The sequence below is a fragment of the Enterococcus sp. AZ119 genome (assembly GCF_050546175.1).
Classification (GTDB): domain Bacteria; phylum Bacillota; class Bacilli; order Lactobacillales; family Enterococcaceae; genus Enterococcus; species Enterococcus faecalis.
The window spans coordinates 2,181,075-2,198,576 of the sequence record NZ_CP172951.1 but is presented as its reverse complement, the minus strand read 5'-3'; the positions used below and the strand labels follow the sequence as shown (position 1 = coordinate 2,198,576).

The window sequence follows — 17,502 nt, the reverse complement described above, 5'->3', positions numbered from 1 at the left end:
CAGGATGAAACCATTATCTTTAACATTGAAAAACTTCGGACCGTATATTAATGAAACCATTGATTTTACGAAGTTTGAAGATTCTTCACTTTTTCTAATTAGTGGAAAAACAGGGTCTGGGAAAACAACGATTTTTGATGGAATGAGCTATGCTTTGTTTGGTGAAAGTTCTGGGAAATTACGTTTAGGCAAAGAAATGCGTTCCACATTTGCTGACCCCTCAGAAGCCACTGAAGTTACTTTGCTTTTTAAACATAACGAGTATCTCTATGAACTGAACCGCCTTCCCGAACAAGAACTTTTTAAAAAACGTGGCACAGGAGTCCGTAAACAAAGTGCCAAAATTTCTTTAATTGTCAAAGATGCTCAAGGGAAAGAACTACGAGCCTATTCTAAAAGACGCGAAGTGGACGAACTCATTCAAGAATTATTGCATTTGAATGCCAATCAATTTGCTCAAATTGTATTGTTACCACAAGGAGAGTTTCGGACTTTTTTAATTGCTAAAAGTGATGAAAAAGAAAAGGTTTTGCGTAATTTATTCGGAACAGAATTGTATCAGTTGTTCAGCGAAAATTTAAAAGAACGCTTAAAAATTGCCAATCAAGAGATTCAAGAAACCCAGCAAAAAATTGAACTGAAAACAGAACAGTTGCATTGGTCAGAAGAACCTGAACCGACAATGACACTTTTTGAAAAACTTCAATTATTAGAAAGCCAACAACAAGAGGCTCAGCAACAACTATTAGTTGAAAGAGAACAAATTGCAACCTTAAAACAAGCCAAACAAGCAAAAGAGCAAGTTCGTTATGCTATTGAAGAACGACAAAACTTGCAACAGCAAAAAGAAGAATTACTGGAAAAGAAAGCAAAACAAGCTGAACAGGAAACCGTCATTGAGCGGTTAAAGGAACAGATTCAGCAATTAAAATGGAGCCAAAAACAGCAATCTTTAGCTGAAAAAGTCTTTGAAAAACGAAGCGAAAAACAACAAAAAGAGCAAGAAACAAAGTCCAAACAACAAGCTCTTATGGAAACGCAACAAGCATTGACAGATTGGCAAGCAATCATGAGTGAGTTGGAAGAACAACAACCATTGATTGCTGAAAAACAAGAACGTCTTCAAACGATTCAACGTCAATTACCACAATACCAAGAATATGAACAGTTAGCTCAACGAAAAATAGCAGAACAAGCCAATTATCAAGCCATTCAAAAAGAGTATGAATCTTGCCAACAGGAAAAAACAACATTGGCGGATAAAGTGGCGACAGCCAAACAATTTATTGAACAAGAAGGAACACTTGAAAAAGCAAATTTTGAATGTTCTAGTGTAGCAGATCATTGGCAAAATTTTGTAGAACGTTGGCAAAAAAATCAAAAAGCTTGGCAAAAAATTAGTCAAAACCAAGGGGAATTGCACGAGTTGACACAACGGTTTGCTGTTGAACAGCAACAAAAAAGCGTCGAAGAAGCGAAGTTGCAGACAAAGAAAAGTCAATGGGCCTCTTTACAAATCCAACGATTAAGCTTGTTACTTGAAGAGGGGGAACCTTGCCCAGTTTGTGGCTCTTTAGAACATCCAAAACAACAAACTCATCAAGAAGTTTCCTTAGAAGAGATTAATCAAGCGGAACGGGAATTAACGGAAGTTGAAAAAACGGTACAACGATTTACTGAAACGCTCTCTGCATTAGGGGCGGAAAAGCAACAGAAAGAAAGCCAATTACAAGAACAGGAAGCTGCGTATACTGAGGAACAAGAACAATTAGCAGCGCAGTTTGCTGACTTGCAGTTGCCGTTAACAGGACTAACTTTTTCACAAGTAACACCTGCAGAAATTGCGGAAGTTGAGTCGCAATTAGCTAAAGAAAAACAACAAATAGCACAAAAACTAACGGAAATTTCAGTCGAAAAGGACCGTCTGGCGGAACTAGAAGAACAAGTAGCTGAAAATTCTCAACGCTTTGAAGTGCTCCGACAACAAGTAGAAACAATGCAACAAAGTCTGGAAAGAATCACTATCCAGCAGCAAATGATTGCTAGCCAATTATTGGATGCAACCGTCACATACGAAGAAATGACCAAACAACAAGCTTTGCTTCAAGAAGAACTCTCTGCATTTGAACGTCAAAAAGAAAACGTGACGACACAAGGAGAAACCTTGAAGAAAGAAGAAATGATCCTTGAAAGTACGTTGACGCATTTGGAGAAAGAACAACAAACACTTCAACAAACAGTCGCACAACTTGAGAGTCAGTTAAACGCAGTTTTAACGGAACAAGGAGTGACAGAGGACCAATTGACGGAGTGGTTGAAAGAGGTACCGACACTAGAAAGTCAGCAAGAACAAATTGCTTTATTTGAACAAGAGCAAACCCAACTGACTATCCAACTCGCTGAAATTGAGAAAAAATTATCTAGTGATACGTTCCCAGAATTATCTTTAATCACCACAGAAATTGAACAAATAACACAACAAATTGAAGAACAAGAAAAAAAATACTATCAACTGCATGAAAAAATGCTGAATAACCAACAGTTGGTTCAAGAAATTAATGCGCAAAGAACAACAATTGAAGACAAGTTTGAGGAAGTTGCTGCACTACAACAGTTGGCAGATACGGTGAATGGCAATAATCCTAAAAAAATTAGTTTTGAACGGTATATGTTACAAACGTATTTAGAAAGAGTGCTGACAGTCGCTAATCAGCGTTTAGACCGCCTGACCAATAGTCGTTATCAATTTGAATTGAATCACGAAGCAGGCAGTTATCGGAATCAAACGGGGCTAGAAATCAATATTTATGATGACAATTCAGGGACGGTGCGCAGTGCTCACACGTTATCAGGCGGGGAAAGTTTTATAGCAGCGTTAGCTTTGGCACTTTCTTTAGCAGAAGTGATTCAAGAACAAGCCGGCGGAGTCTTAATTGATGCGTTGTTTATTGATGAAGGCTTTGGTTCCTTAGATGAAGAAGCATTGGAAATGGCAATGGAGGCGTTAGAAACGATTGAAAATGAAGGCCGCATGATTGGGATTATTAGTCATATTGGCGAATTAAAAGCACGAATTCCACAACAATTACAAATAAAAAGCAATGGGAATGGTCAAAGTACCGTTCACTATCAGCTAGCTTAGTAGAAGAGGAGGTGAGTCGATGAAATGGAGTATTCCAGAGCGAATCGTTGAACAAGGGCGCGAATATATGCAAGAAGGCCGGGTCTTATCTATCGTTCAAAATCCAGAAAAAAGGATCTGGTTGTCTGAGGTTTTAGGGGAAGAACTTTATCTTGTTGAATTGGATGGTACCGCCAAAGAACAAGATGTTTGTGAATGTCAATATTGGATGGAACATGGCTATTGCAAGCATACAGTGGCAGTTGAACTGGCACTGAAACAACGAGGCGTGTCAAGAATTATTCAAGCGAATCAAACAGTCAGTTTTGAGAAAACAAATCGATCAACAGCTGAAATGTTTACCAAAGGCTTTGCCAAATTAAGCAAAGCTTCTGCCGAAGTTCCCTTGCAGCCTTTACGTTTAGAATTTCATTTAGATGTGATCGAAACGAATAATTACTATCCAGAATTATCAACGATTGGTCTTTCTTTAAAAATTGGTTTGGAAGGCACCAAACCTAAAACATATATTGTGAAAAATATTGGTGATTTTTTACAAGCATATGAAAAAGAAATGACCTTTATGGTGAATAAACAACACCAATTTACTTTGCTACATGATTCTTTTTCAATGGAGATTCAAGAAATTTTAACAGAACTTGCGGCAATTTATCATACCAGCCAATTATTAGGTGCAAACGGTATTCAAGTTAAAGGGAAAATCGACAAACGTTATCTATTATTACCAATTGATCGCAGTCAATCGTTAGTTGAAAAAATGAATCGAACGGGTCAGTTTATATTGGCCAATCAAACTCATAAGTATCGCTATCTAACGTTCAAAGAAACCAGTTTGCCACTTACGTTTACAGTACAAAAAACCGAGGAACAAAGCTTCAAATTAACTATTCAGAATCCTATTACAACGTTTCTAGCCCATTATCACTGGGCGATTGCGGATCAAACGGTTTATTTACTAACAGAAGAGCAGGAAGCCATCTACACCACGTTACTTCAATTAATGAAACGCTTGGAAGAGCCGTCAATTATTTATGAAAAAGAAACAGTTTCTGATTTATTTAGTGAAGTGTTACCATTATTGGAAAAAATTGGTCGAGTGTCTGTTGAAGAATCAGTTGAAGAATTAGTCGTCCATCATCCTTTAAAAGCAGTCTTTATTTTTAAGAAAATTAAAGGTCGGATTAACGCTCGGATTGACTATCACTATGGAGAAGTCATTTTCTCGACAAACCCGAAATATGCTCAATTACCTGAAGTCAATCAAGAAATCGTTCGAGATAAAGCAAAAGAAACAGCAATTAAGCAGCAATTTCAACAGTTTGCCTATCAGCAAACAACCACAGGCTTTGAAAAAGTCTTACCTGCTGGGGAGTCCTTGTATTATTTCTTTAAAGCCGAAGTACCAGCTTTCCGTCAATTAGGAGAAGTTCGGATGGGACGGAAATTACGGGAATTGTATTTAGATGCCCAGCATCATCAACCAACGATTGAAGTTGCGGAAGGGGATTCTTGGTTGGATATTCGGTTTGATGTCACTGGCATTGATGAAACCGAAATCGATGCAGTATTGACTAGTCTGCTACGTAATGATGCTTTTTATACGTTAAAAAGTGGTGAAATTCTTGCTTTTGACTCAGAGGAATTTTTCCATACAAGTGCAATTTTAACGAAGCTACGAAAAAATATGCATCAAGAAGACAATGTCATTCATGTGCCCAAAAATCAAGGTCTCATGATCGAAAGTTTATTAGAAGACAACGAGCGGGCACATTTTTCAGATTCCTTTAAAAAAATGGTCACGGATTTAACACATCCAGAAAACTTTGAAGCGCAAGTCCCCAAAACCTTACAAGCAACGTTACGCCATTACCAAGAAACAGGGTATAAATGGCTGAAAATGCTTAGCCATTATCAATTTGGCGGTATTTTAGCTGATGAAATGGGTTTAGGGAAGACACTGCAAACCATTACCTATTTACTTTCGGAAAAAGAAGAAGAGCGCTTGAAAGGGACAGCTTTGATTGTCGCTCCTGCAAGTTTAACCTATAACTGGTTAGCCGAAGTCAAACGTTTTGCGCCAACCTTAAATGTTCAAGTGGTTTCTGGCAATCGCCAAGAACGAGCAGCGCTTTTACAAAATAGCACCGAAGATATTCTGATTACTTCTTATGCAAGTATGCGACAAGATGTTCAGCTTTATCAGGAAATGCGTGTCGGCTATTTGATTTTAGATGAGGCCCAAATGGTTAAAAATAGTGGGACTAAAACGGCGCAAGCCTTAAAAAGTTTAAAAGTACCGCAACGTTTTGCATTAAGTGGCACACCAATTGAAAATAATTTAGATGAACTGTGGTCAATTTTCCAAATGATCTTACCGGGATTGTTCCCAGGCAAAAAAGCCTTTCGAGAAATTAAGCCGGAAGAAATTGCCAAAATGATTCAACCATTCATTTTACGACGAGACAAGAAAACGGTGCTCGCAGACTTACCAGAAAAAATTGAAAATAATATGTACAGTGTCTTAACAGAAGAACAAAAAACGGTTTATTTGGCCTATCTAAAACAAATGCAAGCAGATGTCAGTCAAATGGATCAGGCGACCTTCAAGAAAAATCGCATGAGTATTTTAGCAGGCTTGACCCGTTTACGACAAATCTGTTGCGATCCGCGTTTGTTTATTGAGGATTACACGGGAGGTTCTGGCAAAGTGGAGCAAGTCAAAGACTTTTTAGTGGCTGCCAAAGAAAACAATCGTCGTGTCCTATTATTTTCTCAGTTCACAAGCATGCTTTCTATCTTAGAAAAAGAATTGAATGAATTAGGCTTAGAGACGTTTTATTTACGAGGAAGTACGAAGCCTCAAGATCGGTTAACGATGGCGAATGCCTTCAATGAAGGAGAAAAAGATGTCTTCTTAATTTCATTGAAAGCAGGGGGAACCGGACTAAATTTAACTGGTGCAGATACAGTTATTTTATACGATTTATGGTGGAATCCCGCAGTCGAAGAACAAGCGGCTGGTCGGGCGCACCGCATGGGACAAAAAAAAGTTGTTGAAGTGTGGCGGATGATTGCAGAAGGAACGGTTGAAGAAAAAATGAATTCCTTACAGCAAGAAAAACGCGAGCTGTTCCAAAAAGTGATTCAAGGAAATGAAGAGCAATTAGCGAAAATGACGGAAGAAGATATTCGCACAATTTTAAGCATTGGGGAATAACCGTTCAACTTAGTTGCTATCTTATTTAAAGAGAAATGGAGTAATTCGTTTGAAACAAAAAGAATATATGGAATATCGGCCGCTAGGTGAAGAAATTGAACGGATTCGTAAAGGGAAAAATATTCCTCTGCGTGTCTTTGATGAAAATGGTGTTTCTAGTCGAAGTTATCAACGCTTTGTCCAAGGAAATAGTGAATTGCGTATTTCGGATTTAGCCATTATTGTCGAAATCTTGTCTATTTCGCCGATGGAAATGACAGAAAAATTAACGCCAATGTCCAAAACGGTTTTAGCTAAGGAGCAGTTTAATCAAGCAATCTTTAGTAAAAATTTTCAAGAAAGTAGTCGAATCGTTGCAGATTATCGGGCGTATTATGATAAATCGTCTTTTGCTTTAGGAAAGCAAGAAGTAATGTATTCGATGTTGGCGTTGGAATATCTTTTTAACCCTCAAACGGTTGTGACAAAAGAGGAAATTATTGCATTAGAAAATCAGATTCTGGAACGATTAATTAATGCCGATGTGTATACTATTTTTAATTTGAAATTTTTAGCATTACAAAAAAACGTTGGCTTGCAGCCGTTTCCAACTTCGTTACTTTTTCGTGTACTACAATCTGTCAATGAGCGGGAAATTATTGATATTCGCTCGCTAGAAATTATCGAGCAAGTAATTATTGATTTTTTATTTGCGGCGATTGTCAGCCAAAATGTTCCCCATATTCTTCATGTATTAAGCATGTTTAAAGAATATGAAGTGGGTGAAAATAACTGGCGAATGATCCTCTGGAAAAAAATAGCAGAAAAAATAGAAATGATTTTAACCAATGAAGAAATATTCGCAGATTGGTTAATCTTTAAAGAACAAATCCTTTTATCTATCACATTGTTCTTACCAAAAGCCAAACAAGAATTTTTTGCTGGGCAATTGGAAAAAATAGAGGATAGTTTAAAAGAAATAAAAGAAAACTAGGCATAATTGAGAATTTGTCATAATAAATTCTGGTTGTGTTTAGCGACAAAGAGCGCCAAATAGGGGTAGAAAACCCTATTTGGCGCTCTTTGTCTTGTCTATACAAATTAATTTGGACAGTTTGTCGTAATTGAACCCATTTTCAGTTGATATTCACTATAATTAAGAAAATATCAGGAGGTGAAGTTTATGAAAAAAATGTGCATCTCCGCAGTTAGTGCCTTACTTTTGGGTAATAGTTTGCTACTTCCTGTAACAACTTTCGCCGAAACGACCGAAACAATCGCATCCTCCAGTGAAGAAAATGTTTCATCTGTTTCAGAAGAAAAGATTCCAGAAACTTCATCGGCAGAAGAGCAAAATTCAGCAACCAGTAGTTCGGAGATTCCCCAATCAGAAGAGTTAACGACTGTTGAAACAAGTGAAGAGCCGCCAAATGAAGCACTAGCGATAACGGAAGCACAACTGATGATGCCCCAATTATACGCAGGTGCTGTCTTAGATAAAGCGACGCCTATCAGTACACTATTTCCTGATCCAGCCTTTGCGGAAAATATCAGAAAACAGTTAAGCAAATCTCGGACCTCTAATACGGTCACCCAAGCAGAATTGGATAAATTGAATAAAGTTATTTTAGAAAATGTCGTTGTTTCTAATGTGGAAGGAGTTCAATACCTAAGAAACTTAGAAGAATTATCTTTTCAAGATTCACTCAATGTAACAGATTTGAGTCCTTTTGCTAAAGGTGAATTTAAGCTATTACGTTTTTTATATATGAGAAACAATAAAATAGCTGATCTTAGTCCGTTAGGTCAAGCAGGATTAATTAATTTAGAAGGCTTGTATGTTGAGAACAATCAATTAACGACATTAAATGGACTTGAAGGAATGGCTGCTTTAAAAAATTTAAGTATCCAAAATACGACAGATCATCCGTCAAAAATCACGCCGAATAATCGAGTGACTTCCTTCGACCCGCTTCGTTCTCTTCGTAATTTAGAAACCATTTGGGCTGCCAATAATCAGATTGCTACTTTAGATGGGCTTACGGAAGCAAATAACCTACTCCGTCTTTATGTGGAAAATAATCAATTAAAAACAATTGCGCCCTTGGCGAATAAGCCACGTCTAGAAGAGTTGAGTATTATGAATCAAACGATTGCTAGTCTGGAAGCTTTAAGCACTGTTCCTAATCTGCGTGTACTGTATGCAAGAAACAATCAAATTTCTTCCTTGGCACCGTTAGAGAAAACACTCAATCTAACAGTTTTAGATGTGGGAGAAAATCAAATTTCAGATATCAGTCCGTTAAAAGGCTTAACGGCCATTACAGGGCTAGATGTATCTAATCAAATGATTATCTTATCTTCTGTCGATTATATTGCTGGGAAACCACTGCAATTAAAAAATAAGGTGGTATCTCGTGATGGTCAACTATTTCCACCGCTGACGATTAGCCCTTATGGAAGTTACGATGCCACAAAAGGACTGTTTGAATGGAATTTACCCAAAGCTCATGAAGGCGTTTCTTATATCTGGGAATCAACAGATAAAGCATACTTAGGGAACTTTTCTGGAACAGTCGTCCAACCTGTCAAAGAAGTTTTCTTAAGTGAAACGAAACTATCTTGGTCAAAAGAGCGTATAGAAAAGTCGATGGAAAAAACAATCGATATTGATGACTTTCAAAAAACAGCCCTGCCTTTTTATTGGCAAGATGTCGATGCTGGGAATAGATTACAATTTATTGTCAAAAAAGAGGGCCAAGAAATCCAGAAATTAGCAGATGAAACAACCACTAATTCTAAAACATTTAAGGAAAAAGCCTTGTTATTACCAGAACTAACTTATGGAAAACAGCAGTTGGTCGTGGAAGTCTATGATAAAGGCTACAAGATTGATGAATTAGCGCTAACAGTCACTGTGGTTGGCTCTGTCAGGTTCAAAACGGTACCCACAGCGATTTCCTTTGGGAATGAGCTGCAAATCGCTAGTAGCACGACCCAATATTCAATTGTTTCCATGGATCAACCATTAGTGATACGGGATACTCGTCAAACAGGGAATAATTGGTCGCTTGCACTAACCGTTACTTCTGATTTCAAATCTGAATCAGGTGCTACGTTGCCGAATATTTTAAAATTTAGAACCAACCATCGCTTACAGGACATTCCAGAAGGCCAATCGATTCTTGTTCACAACCAAGTCAATGGACATCAAGAAACAAATATTTCTGATCAATGGAAAGAAAATGACCAAGAGTTGTTATTATCTGTTCCTGGAGGGACGGCCAAAGCAGAAGAATACGAAGCAAAACTAACTTGGCACTTGATGGACGTACCTGATGGCAGTGCAAAATAGGGGGTGAGTCTTATCAAAAAAATAGTTAGCGGTGTATTGCTATTAGGATTGATTTCATCAGTTGATGTATTTGCTGAAACAAATGCCTATCCGACAAATGCAGAAGTTTCTTTTTATGGCGAGTATGAACCACCAGCCAACAAAGAAAAACCAGATGGTAAGATACCACAGCGTTTCCCCAAGCAGTCGGAAGCAATACCAGCAGTGAGTGGAGAATCATTGAAGCATTCAACAAGTAAAACGGTTGATCAAAAAGGCTCAGGCTTCTTACCTCGAACTGGTACTAAACAGCAACAAATGTTTAATTATCTCGGAATAATAGTCATCTTTATGGCTAGTTTTATTTTAAAAAAAAGAAAGAAGGAACAATAAAATGAAAAAAATTATCTTAGCAACAATCCCAGCTATCACTTTAGGCGTAGCTATTGCACCAGAAGTGAATGCAGAAGAAAAAAACTATGAATCAAATGCTATCGTTGAATTTACACCGGATGCCTCTATCAACAAACCAGTCGATCCAGTGAATCCAGATACCGAAAAACCTGTTGAACCCTTTGACCCAACGACACCAGACACAGGCAATAAGCCAAATGAAGGAACAACTGGTCCACTAAGTATCGATTATGCTTCTAGTTTAGACTTTGGCAAAAATAAAATTTCAAATAAAGATGAAAAATATTATGCAAATCCACAATACTTTTTCTTGGCAGACGGTTCTGGTCCTGATTTGACTAATCCTAAACCAAATTATGTACAAATTTCCGACAAACGCGGAACGAATGCCGGTTGGGCCTTAACAGTTAAACAAGAAACACAATTAACAGCGACAAAAGAAACATTAAATAAAGTTTTAGACGGTTCAGAAATTAAATTAAGTCAAAACAAAGCAGTGTCTAATTCCAAAGCAGTCACACCAACTGCGCATGAAGTAACTTTAGTAGCTGGCGATTCATCAAATGTGATGTCTGCCGCTGAAGGTCAAGGTTCTGGAACTTGGCTTAGTGCGTTCGGTGGGATTGAAAAAGTGGAAGTTGACGGTGAAAGCGTAGATAAAAATACAGCGATCACATTAACTGTACCAGGAGCAACACCAAAAGATGCTGTTCAATACAAAACTGTTTTAACATGGACAATCGCTGATTTACCAAGCGTATAATTATTGAAACTATAACAATAGAAGAGAAGGAGCACTAACATGAAAAAAATGACCATCGCAAGCAGCTTAATTTTAGCAACCATCGCGGTAGGCACACTACCAGTTCAAGCAGAGGAAGTGGCTAATCGCGACACAGATGCTATTGTAAAATTTAAAGCACCAGATGAAAAAGATCCTAACAGCAAAAATCCTGTAGTGGATCCAGAAGACAAAGACGGCAAAGATCCTGTGACACCTATCGACCCAGTAAATCCTGACAAACCAGTTGATGAAGGTTCTACAGGCCCCTTAACCTTGGACTATGCTTCAAGTTTAAACTTTGGTGAAAATATCATCAGCACAAAAGATGAAATCTATTTTGCATCAGCACAAGTTTTAAAAGATAAAAATAATGTTGAAAAAACGGGTCCATTATTTGCTCAAATTACAGATAATCGTGGAACTTTAGAAGGCTGGACTTTATCTGCAAAACAAAATTCTGCATTTACTTCTGCTACAAAAGGTCAGACGCTTGAAGGAACTGAAATTGTCTTTCAAAACGCTTCAGCTGTGACAGCAGGACAAAGCGCTGCACCAACAAGTTTAGCGAGCGTAACTTTTGGTACAGTTGGTGAAAGTCATAACGTGATGGTAGCTGCAACAGATCAAGGTGCTGGGAAATGGTCATACTTATACGGCAATGCTAGTTCAATTGCTGAAGTTGACGGCCGTCAAGTAATGAAAGATGTTCAATTAAAAGTGCCAGGTAAATCAGTTAAATTAAATGATGCCTACAAAACAACAATTACTTGGACATTAGCTAATACGCCAGTATAAAAAGAACCTTTTTGGAGAAAGGAAGAGGGGAACTCAGCCTTTCTCCTTTACATAGAAATGGAGTGTAGAGCGAAATGAAAAATAGATATTTTATTCTGATGATCCTAAGTTTTTATTTCTTTGCTTTTGGTATTGAAACCTCAGCAGCAGAATTACGATTTAGTGTTGAAACAGAAATTCCAGAAAACCAAATAGATAAAACAAAAACATATTTTGATTTAATGATGAAACCAGACCAAGAACAAATTTTGAAAGTTCGAGCGGCCAATAGTACAGATGAAAATTTAGTGATTGATGTTAGTGTGAAGTCGGCCACAACAAACAGCAACGGAGTGATTGAATATGGTGAGTCGTTGACAGCTTTAGATAAATCTGCACCAGCAGATTTATCAGAAATCATTCAACTGAAAGACGGCGGTGAGAGTGTTGAATTGCCTGCTAAAAGTGAAAAAGTAGTTGAATTGCGAGTGAAGATGCCTAAAGAAGAGTTTTCAGGGCAACTAGCGGGCGGGATCACGTTTAGTGAAAAAGTCGATGAAACGAAAGACAAGCAAAAAGAAAATACAAACGGCTTAGCAATTGAAAATCGCTATGCCTATACAGTAGCTGTTTTACTTCGAGAAAATGAAACAGTTGTACAACCAGAATTGTCTTTAGAGAAAGTTGAACCGACGCAAAGAAATGCGCGCAGTGTTATTTCTGCAACACTGTTAAACCATGAAGCAGCCTATCTTCAATCGATGAAAGTAACGGCAAATGTTAAAAATAAGAAAACAAATAACGTTATTTTAGAGAAAGAACAAGAAGATATGCAAATGGCGCCCAATTCAATTTTTAATTTCCCTATTCCGTATGAAGAAAATGAAATGGAAGCTGGAACGTATGTATTGGCAATGACTGTGGAAGGCTCAGGAAAAAAATGGCAATTTACGAAAGAATTTACAATCTCAAAAGAGGAAGCAAAAACATTTAATGAGAAAGATGTAACCGTCAAAAAAACGGAATCTAAACTTATTTATCTCTTAATCGGTTTATTGCTCCTTTTACTGATAATCTGCCTGTTCATCATTTTACGTCTGAAAAAACAAAAAAATAAATAAAAAAAAGCCGTTCTTCAATTTGAAGAGCGGCTTTTTTTTTAAAGATTAAATAATTTCTCCACAGTCGGACAAAGTTCGGTGAAACAAGTGACTTCTGCAAGGTGTGATGCAGGTTGGCAACTTGGTAGTTCACGAGAGCGGTGGTTAAACCAAAGAGAATGCCAGCCACCATTACGTGCGCCTACAATATCATTGTCATAACTATCACCAACATATAAAGTATGTTCAGGTTCCATACAAAATTGATTACAGGCTAAATCAAAAATTTCCTTTTCAGGTTTTTGAAAACCCGTACTTTGAGAAATAATGATATTTTGGCTTGGAACCCATTTTTCAAGATTCAATTGTTTAACTTTTTTAAATTGATGGTCTGTTGGACCATTTGTAATAATCCCCATCGGAATTTCTTTCTCTTGTAAAGTATCAAGAAGCTTAGTAACTTCTGGATGCATCGTAATATTATCCAATTCTTCTTCATAAACTTGTTGGAAAATTTTTCCTTCTTCTTGTGAAATTCCTGGATAGTTTAGATCCTTTAATGTTTCATTCATCCGGAAAAACCGCATGAAATCTAGGGACCATTCATTGGCTAAAACTTTCGGAAACGTTTCATCGCTGTGGTGTCTAAAACGAAGATACAATTCATGCATATCCTCTGTCGCAACGTTTGGGAAAATTTTAGTCATCGCATTTCGAAAGGGTTGTTGCTGATCGTACAGCGTGTCATCAACATCAAAAACAATGGTTCTCATTTAACAAGTGCACCTCTTAACTTTTTTACAAAACTTTTCATATGTTATATTGTAGCCGATATTTTCACAAATAAATAGAGTATTTTTCACTGTATTTCAAGGTTTTGTACAGAAATCAAAGCCTTGCGGGAAAAGACAATTATAGTTATTTTTACCGAAAAAATGGAAACGATAAATGAAAAAATATTCTGATAATGAAAAGTTTGTGAAAATGATTTTGAGTCAAAGTTACTTAAATAACACGTGTTCTGATATAAGTTAGAATTTTGCAAGAGACAGTCTTTTTCCGTATAATGAATGAGAATGAAGGGGGAGAGTTAGGGAGTTATGTTAAAGCGTTTTTTTGGGTATTATCGGCCGTATCGTCGATTATTTATTTTGGATTTTGGGTGTGCCGTTTTTGCGGGGCTGTTAGAGTTGGCTTTTCCAGTAGCAGTCAACCAAGTAATTGATAAGATTATGCCAAAAGGAGATTTTCGCCTCATTGCATTAGCTAGTGCGGGCTTATTTGCATTTTATATAATCAATACGTTTTTACAATTTATTGTGGTTTATTTTGGTCATATGTTAGGCGTGAATATTGAAACAGATATGCGTGAAGAATTATATCAACATCTTCAAACACAACCGTTTGAGTATTATGATAATCAAAAAACAGGGAAATTAATGAGCCGTTTGACCACTGATCTTTTTGAAATTTCGGAAGTGGCGCATCATGGTCCAGAAGACGTCTTTATTACGATTATGACGTTAGCAGGTTCTTTTCTATTAATGTTAACCATTCACGTGAAATTAGCCATCGCTACGTTTATTTTATTGCCATTTATCACGATTGCGCTAGGCTATTTTAATAAAAAAATGACAAAAGCGAATACGGATATTTACGATAATTTAGGTGAATTTAATGCTGGGATTGAAGCGTCAGTAAGTGGGATACGTGTCACGCAATCTTTTGCAAATGAACCATTTGAACGAAAACAGTTTAATTATTTAAATCAAATGTATCGAAAATCGAAATTATATTTTTATAAGGTGATGGGTGTCAGTTCCGCCTATAATTACTTATTAATTCGTCTGATAAATTTATTTTCATTAATTTTTGGTGCGTACTATACAATTAAAGGAGAAATTACAGAAGGTCAGTTTGTAGGATTTATTTTATTAGCCAATATTTTTATTCGGCCGATTGAAAAAGTCAACAATATGATTGAAAGCTATCCCAAAGGATTTGCTGGCTTTAAACGTTTTACGGAAGAAATGGACAAACAACCGTCCATCAAAGATTTGCCAGGAGCTGTTGCTGTTTCACATTTAGAAGGAACGATTGCCTATAAAGATGTTTCATTTGCTTATGAAGATGGCACAAAAGTTTTAGACCATATCAATTTAAAAATTCAACCTGGTGAAACCGTTGCTTTCGTTGGCCAAAGTGGTTCAGGAAAAACGACCTTGTGCAATCTGTTGCCTCGTTTTTATGAAGTTAGTAGTGGTGAAATTACGATTGACGGTAGAAATATCCAGCAAATGACCTTGGCTTCATTACGTAAGCAGATTGGAATTGTTCAACAAGATGTGTTTTTATTCCCTGGAACATTACGAGAAAATATTGCTTATGGGAATTTAAATGCTACAGAAATAGACATTCAACAAGCGGTGAAATTAGCACATTTAGAACATGTAATTCAGCTAATGCCAGATGGCTTGGACACAATTATTGGCGAACGTGGCGTGAAATTATCGGGCGGTCAAAAGCAGCGAGTGGCAATTGCGCGAATGTTCTTGAAGAACCCGCCGATTTTAATTCTAGATGAAGCGACTTCTGCATTAGATACAGAAACAGAGCAAGTGATTCAAGAGTCATTAAACTCGTTAGCTAACGGGCGAACAACATTAATTATTGCCCACAGACTGGCAACGATTAAACATGCTGATCGAATAATCGTAGTGAGTGACCAAGGAATTTTAGAAGATGGAACACATGAAACTTTGTACGCGCAAAGAGGTCACTATCGTCGGCTGTACGATGCTCAATTTAGAACATAAAAAAACCCGCGAATAAAACTTCGCGGGTTTTTATTATGTTTAGTTAGCGCCGAACTTTTCTTCCCAAACCAACAGCATTTTTCATTCGTTGAAGTGTTTTGTTGGCTACCAGGCGAGCGTTTTCTGCGCCCTCATCTAAAATCATATCTAATTCTTCTGAAGCTAGAAGCTCTTGGTAGCGCACTTGAATAGGTTCTAATAAGGCAACTACTGCTTCTGCTAAATCTGCTTTGAAGTCTCCATAGCCTTTGCCTTCGTATGCTTGAACAAGTTCCTCAACAGTTTGACCTGTCGCAGCAGAATAAATATTTAGTAAGTTAGTAATGCCAGGCTTTTCTTCTTTATTATATTCAATTACACCAGTTGAATCAGTTACGGCAGAGCGGATTTTTTTGCGAATCACTGCTGGCTCATCAAGCATTGAAATAAAGCCCTTCACATTTGTATCGGACTTACTCATCTTTTTCGTTGGTTCCTGTAAGCTCATAATTCGACTACCTTGCTCAGCGATTTTTACTTCAGGCATCGTTAAAATTTCTTGATTTTTTTGGGCGTAACGTTTGTTGAAGCGTTCCACAAAATCACGTGTTAATTCTAAATGTTGTTTTTGATCATCTCCGACTGGCACTAAGTCAGCGTTGTACAACACGATATCACCAACCATTAATGGAGGGTATGTTAAAAGACCAGCGCTTACGCCAGCACGACCATTTTTTTGCGATTTATCTTTAAATTGTGTCATTCGTTCTAACTCACCAATAGAAGTATTGCACTGAATGATCCAACCAGCTTCTGCATGGGCACTCACTTCAGACTGTATGAAAATTGTTGCCTTTTGTGGGTCTAAACCAACCGCTAGGTAAAGAGCTGCTAAGCTACGAATTTGCTGGCGTAGCTTTTGCGGTTCTTGGGGAACGGTAATGGCATGTTCATCCACAATACAAAAATAACAATTGTATTCGTTTTGTAATTCGATAAATTGTTTCATCGCACCAATGTAATTTCCGATTGTCGGAGTACCACTGGGCTGAATACCAGAAAAAATTGTTTTCATTAAATAACCACCTGACTTTAGACTTAAGATAGTGAATAGTTCTATTATACATTTTATTAGAAAAAAATACATGGGAACTTCTTGAAAAATCACCAAGAGAAGTAAATTATAACAGCAACCATAAAAATAGAAAACTGTATTACTTTTTTACAGAATCATAACGAATATCCATAAAATTTCATAAAAATTAACCCTAATTTTACACGGATGTAATGAAGGAAAAATAAACAAAGTTAATAAAAAATGTTTAAAAACCCCTAGTATTTTTATTAGAAATTAGGTATACTGGTTTTAAATAGAGGAACAGTACAGTTCCCTGTTTCAGAAACGCGATGATTCGCGAAAAGGAGTGATGCACAATGTTGACACTTTATACTTCCCCAAGTTGCACGTCATGTCGTAAGGCTAGAGCCTGGTTGCAAGAGCACGAAATTCCTTTTAAAGAAAGAAATATTTTTTCTGAACCTTTAAATATTGAGGAATTAAAAGCAATTTTAATCATGACAGAAGATGGAACAGAAGAGATTATCTCTACTCGCTCTAAAGTTTTCCAAAAATTAAATATGGATTTGGACGAGCTTCCACTTCAAGATTTATTAGAGTTGGTTCAAGAAAACCCTGGATTGTTGCGTCGGCCAATTATGATTGATGAGAAAAGATTACAAGTCGGTTTTAACGAAGATGAAATTCGCCGATTCTTACCAAGAGATGTTCGACAACTGGAATTGCGCCAAGCACAATTAATGGCAGGTTTATAAAAAATATAAAATTTTGTTCTTTATTTGTTAATTGTAATAAAGAACGATTCATATGAATTTAGGGCCAGGGATTTTTATCTCTGGCTTTTTAATACATATTTAGAACTTGTATTCATTTGATTTGGCAGAA

At 37.0% G+C, this 17,502-nt stretch carries 12 protein-coding genes; 10 read left to right on the top strand and 2 right to left on the bottom strand.

Annotated elements, in window-relative coordinates; all coding sequences use genetic code 11:
* Positions 1-4: 4 nt before the first annotated feature.
* The 8 genes from IGL37_RS10650 to elrE all read left to right on the top strand — a co-directional run bounded on the left by IGL37_RS10650 (position 5) and on the right by elrE (position 12,765).
* Complete coding sequence (locus tag IGL37_RS10650) at positions 5-3,142, top strand: SbcC/MukB-like Walker B domain-containing protein (RefSeq protein WP_033917835.1); 3,138 nt, start codon at positions 5-7, stop codon at positions 3,140-3,142.
* A 19-nt stretch (positions 3,143-3,161) separates the two neighbouring features.
* A complete protein-coding gene (locus tag IGL37_RS10645; RefSeq protein WP_033917836.1) occupies positions 3,162-6,359 on the top strand; it encodes a DEAD/DEAH box helicase in 3,198 nt (1,065 codons plus the stop codon).
* A 67-nt stretch (positions 6,360-6,426) separates the two neighbouring features.
* Positions 6,427-7,332 carry an Rgg family transcriptional regulator ElrR gene (gene elrR / locus IGL37_RS10640; RefSeq protein ID WP_033918009.1) on the top strand — a complete coding sequence of 302 codons (906 nt, stop codon included), beginning with the start codon at positions 6,427-6,429 and terminating at the stop codon, positions 7,330-7,332.
* Positions 7,333-7,521: 189 nt separating this feature from the next.
* The gene (gene elrA / locus IGL37_RS10635) at positions 7,522-9,693 is read left to right on the top strand and encodes an enterococcal leucine-rich protein ElrA (protein WP_033917837.1); all 2,172 of its coding nucleotides are present in this window, start codon (positions 7,522-7,524) and stop codon (positions 9,691-9,693) included.
* A 3-nt stretch (positions 9,694-9,696) separates the two neighbouring features.
* Positions 9,697-10,065, top strand: coding sequence for an LPXTG anchor domain-containing protein ElrB (elrB, locus tag IGL37_RS10630; RefSeq protein ID WP_002356469.1), 369 nt, complete (start codon positions 9,697-9,699; stop codon positions 10,063-10,065).
* A gap of 1 nt (position 10,066) precedes the next feature.
* Positions 10,067-10,849 carry a WxL domain-containing protein ElrC gene (gene elrC, locus IGL37_RS10625; protein ID WP_002385709.1) on the top strand — a complete coding sequence of 261 codons (783 nt, stop codon included), beginning with the start codon at positions 10,067-10,069 and terminating at the stop codon, positions 10,847-10,849.
* A 39-nt stretch (positions 10,850-10,888) separates the two neighbouring features.
* Positions 10,889-11,665 (top strand): WxL domain-containing protein ElrD, encoded by a 777-nt coding sequence (elrD, locus tag IGL37_RS10620; protein WP_002362542.1) that lies wholly within the window; start codon positions 10,889-10,891, stop codon positions 11,663-11,665.
* 74 nt (positions 11,666-11,739) lie between these two features.
* Positions 11,740-12,765, top strand: coding sequence for a transmembrane protein ElrE (gene elrE / locus IGL37_RS10615; RefSeq protein WP_002362291.1), 1,026 nt, complete (start codon positions 11,740-11,742; stop codon positions 12,763-12,765).
* A gap of 38 nt (positions 12,766-12,803) precedes the next feature.
* Here elrE and IGL37_RS10610 read toward each other — a convergent pair whose 3' ends face one another.
* Entirely contained in the window at positions 12,804-13,517 is a 714-nt protein-coding gene (locus IGL37_RS10610; RefSeq protein ID WP_002356474.1) for an HAD family hydrolase, read from the bottom strand.
* A gap of 327 nt (positions 13,518-13,844) precedes the next feature.
* Here IGL37_RS10610 and IGL37_RS10605 point away from each other — a divergent pair, with 327 nt between their 5' ends.
* Entirely contained in the window at positions 13,845-15,560 is a 1,716-nt protein-coding gene (locus IGL37_RS10605; RefSeq protein ID WP_002385712.1) for an ABC transporter ATP-binding protein, read from the top strand.
* A 43-nt stretch (positions 15,561-15,603) separates the two neighbouring features.
* Here IGL37_RS10605 and trpS read toward each other — a convergent pair whose 3' ends face one another.
* The gene (gene trpS, locus IGL37_RS10600; protein WP_002356476.1) at positions 15,604-16,614 is read right to left on the bottom strand and encodes a tryptophan--tRNA ligase; all 1,011 of its coding nucleotides are present in this window, start codon (positions 16,612-16,614) and stop codon (positions 15,604-15,606) included.
* Between the two features lie 359 nt (positions 16,615-16,973).
* On the opposite strand from trpS, the gene spxA reads away from it, so the two are divergent.
* A complete protein-coding gene (gene spxA / locus IGL37_RS10595; protein ID WP_002356477.1) occupies positions 16,974-17,372 on the top strand; it encodes a transcriptional regulator SpxA in 399 nt (132 codons plus the stop codon).
* Positions 17,373-17,502 lie beyond the last annotated feature (130 nt).

Coding starts and splice junctions, on each gene's coding strand:
- elrE (WP_002362291.1), top strand. CDS start 11,740: ATGAAAAATAGATATTTTATTCTGATGATCCTAAGTTTTTATTTCTTT.
- IGL37_RS10605 (WP_002385712.1), top strand. CDS start 13,845: ATGTTAAAGCGTTTTTTTGGGTATTATCGGCCGTATCGTCGATTATTT.
- elrD (WP_002362542.1), top strand. CDS start 10,889: ATGAAAAAAATGACCATCGCAAGCAGCTTAATTTTAGCAACCATCGCG.
- IGL37_RS10645 (WP_033917836.1), top strand. CDS start 3,162: ATGAAATGGAGTATTCCAGAGCGAATCGTTGAACAAGGGCGCGAATAT.
- spxA (WP_002356477.1), top strand. CDS start 16,974: ATGTTGACACTTTATACTTCCCCAAGTTGCACGTCATGTCGTAAGGCT.
- elrR (WP_033918009.1), top strand. CDS start 6,427: ATGGAATATCGGCCGCTAGGTGAAGAAATTGAACGGATTCGTAAAGGG.
- trpS (WP_002356476.1), bottom strand. CDS start 16,614: ATGAAAACAATTTTTTCTGGTATTCAGCCCAGTGGTACTCCGACAATC.
- IGL37_RS10650 (WP_033917835.1), top strand. CDS start 5: ATGAAACCATTATCTTTAACATTGAAAAACTTCGGACCGTATATTAAT.
- elrA (WP_033917837.1), top strand. CDS start 7,522: ATGAAAAAAATGTGCATCTCCGCAGTTAGTGCCTTACTTTTGGGTAAT.
- elrC (WP_002385709.1), top strand. CDS start 10,067: ATGAAAAAAATTATCTTAGCAACAATCCCAGCTATCACTTTAGGCGTA.
- IGL37_RS10610 (WP_002356474.1), bottom strand. CDS start 13,517: ATGAGAACCATTGTTTTTGATGTTGATGACACGCTGTACGATCAGCAA.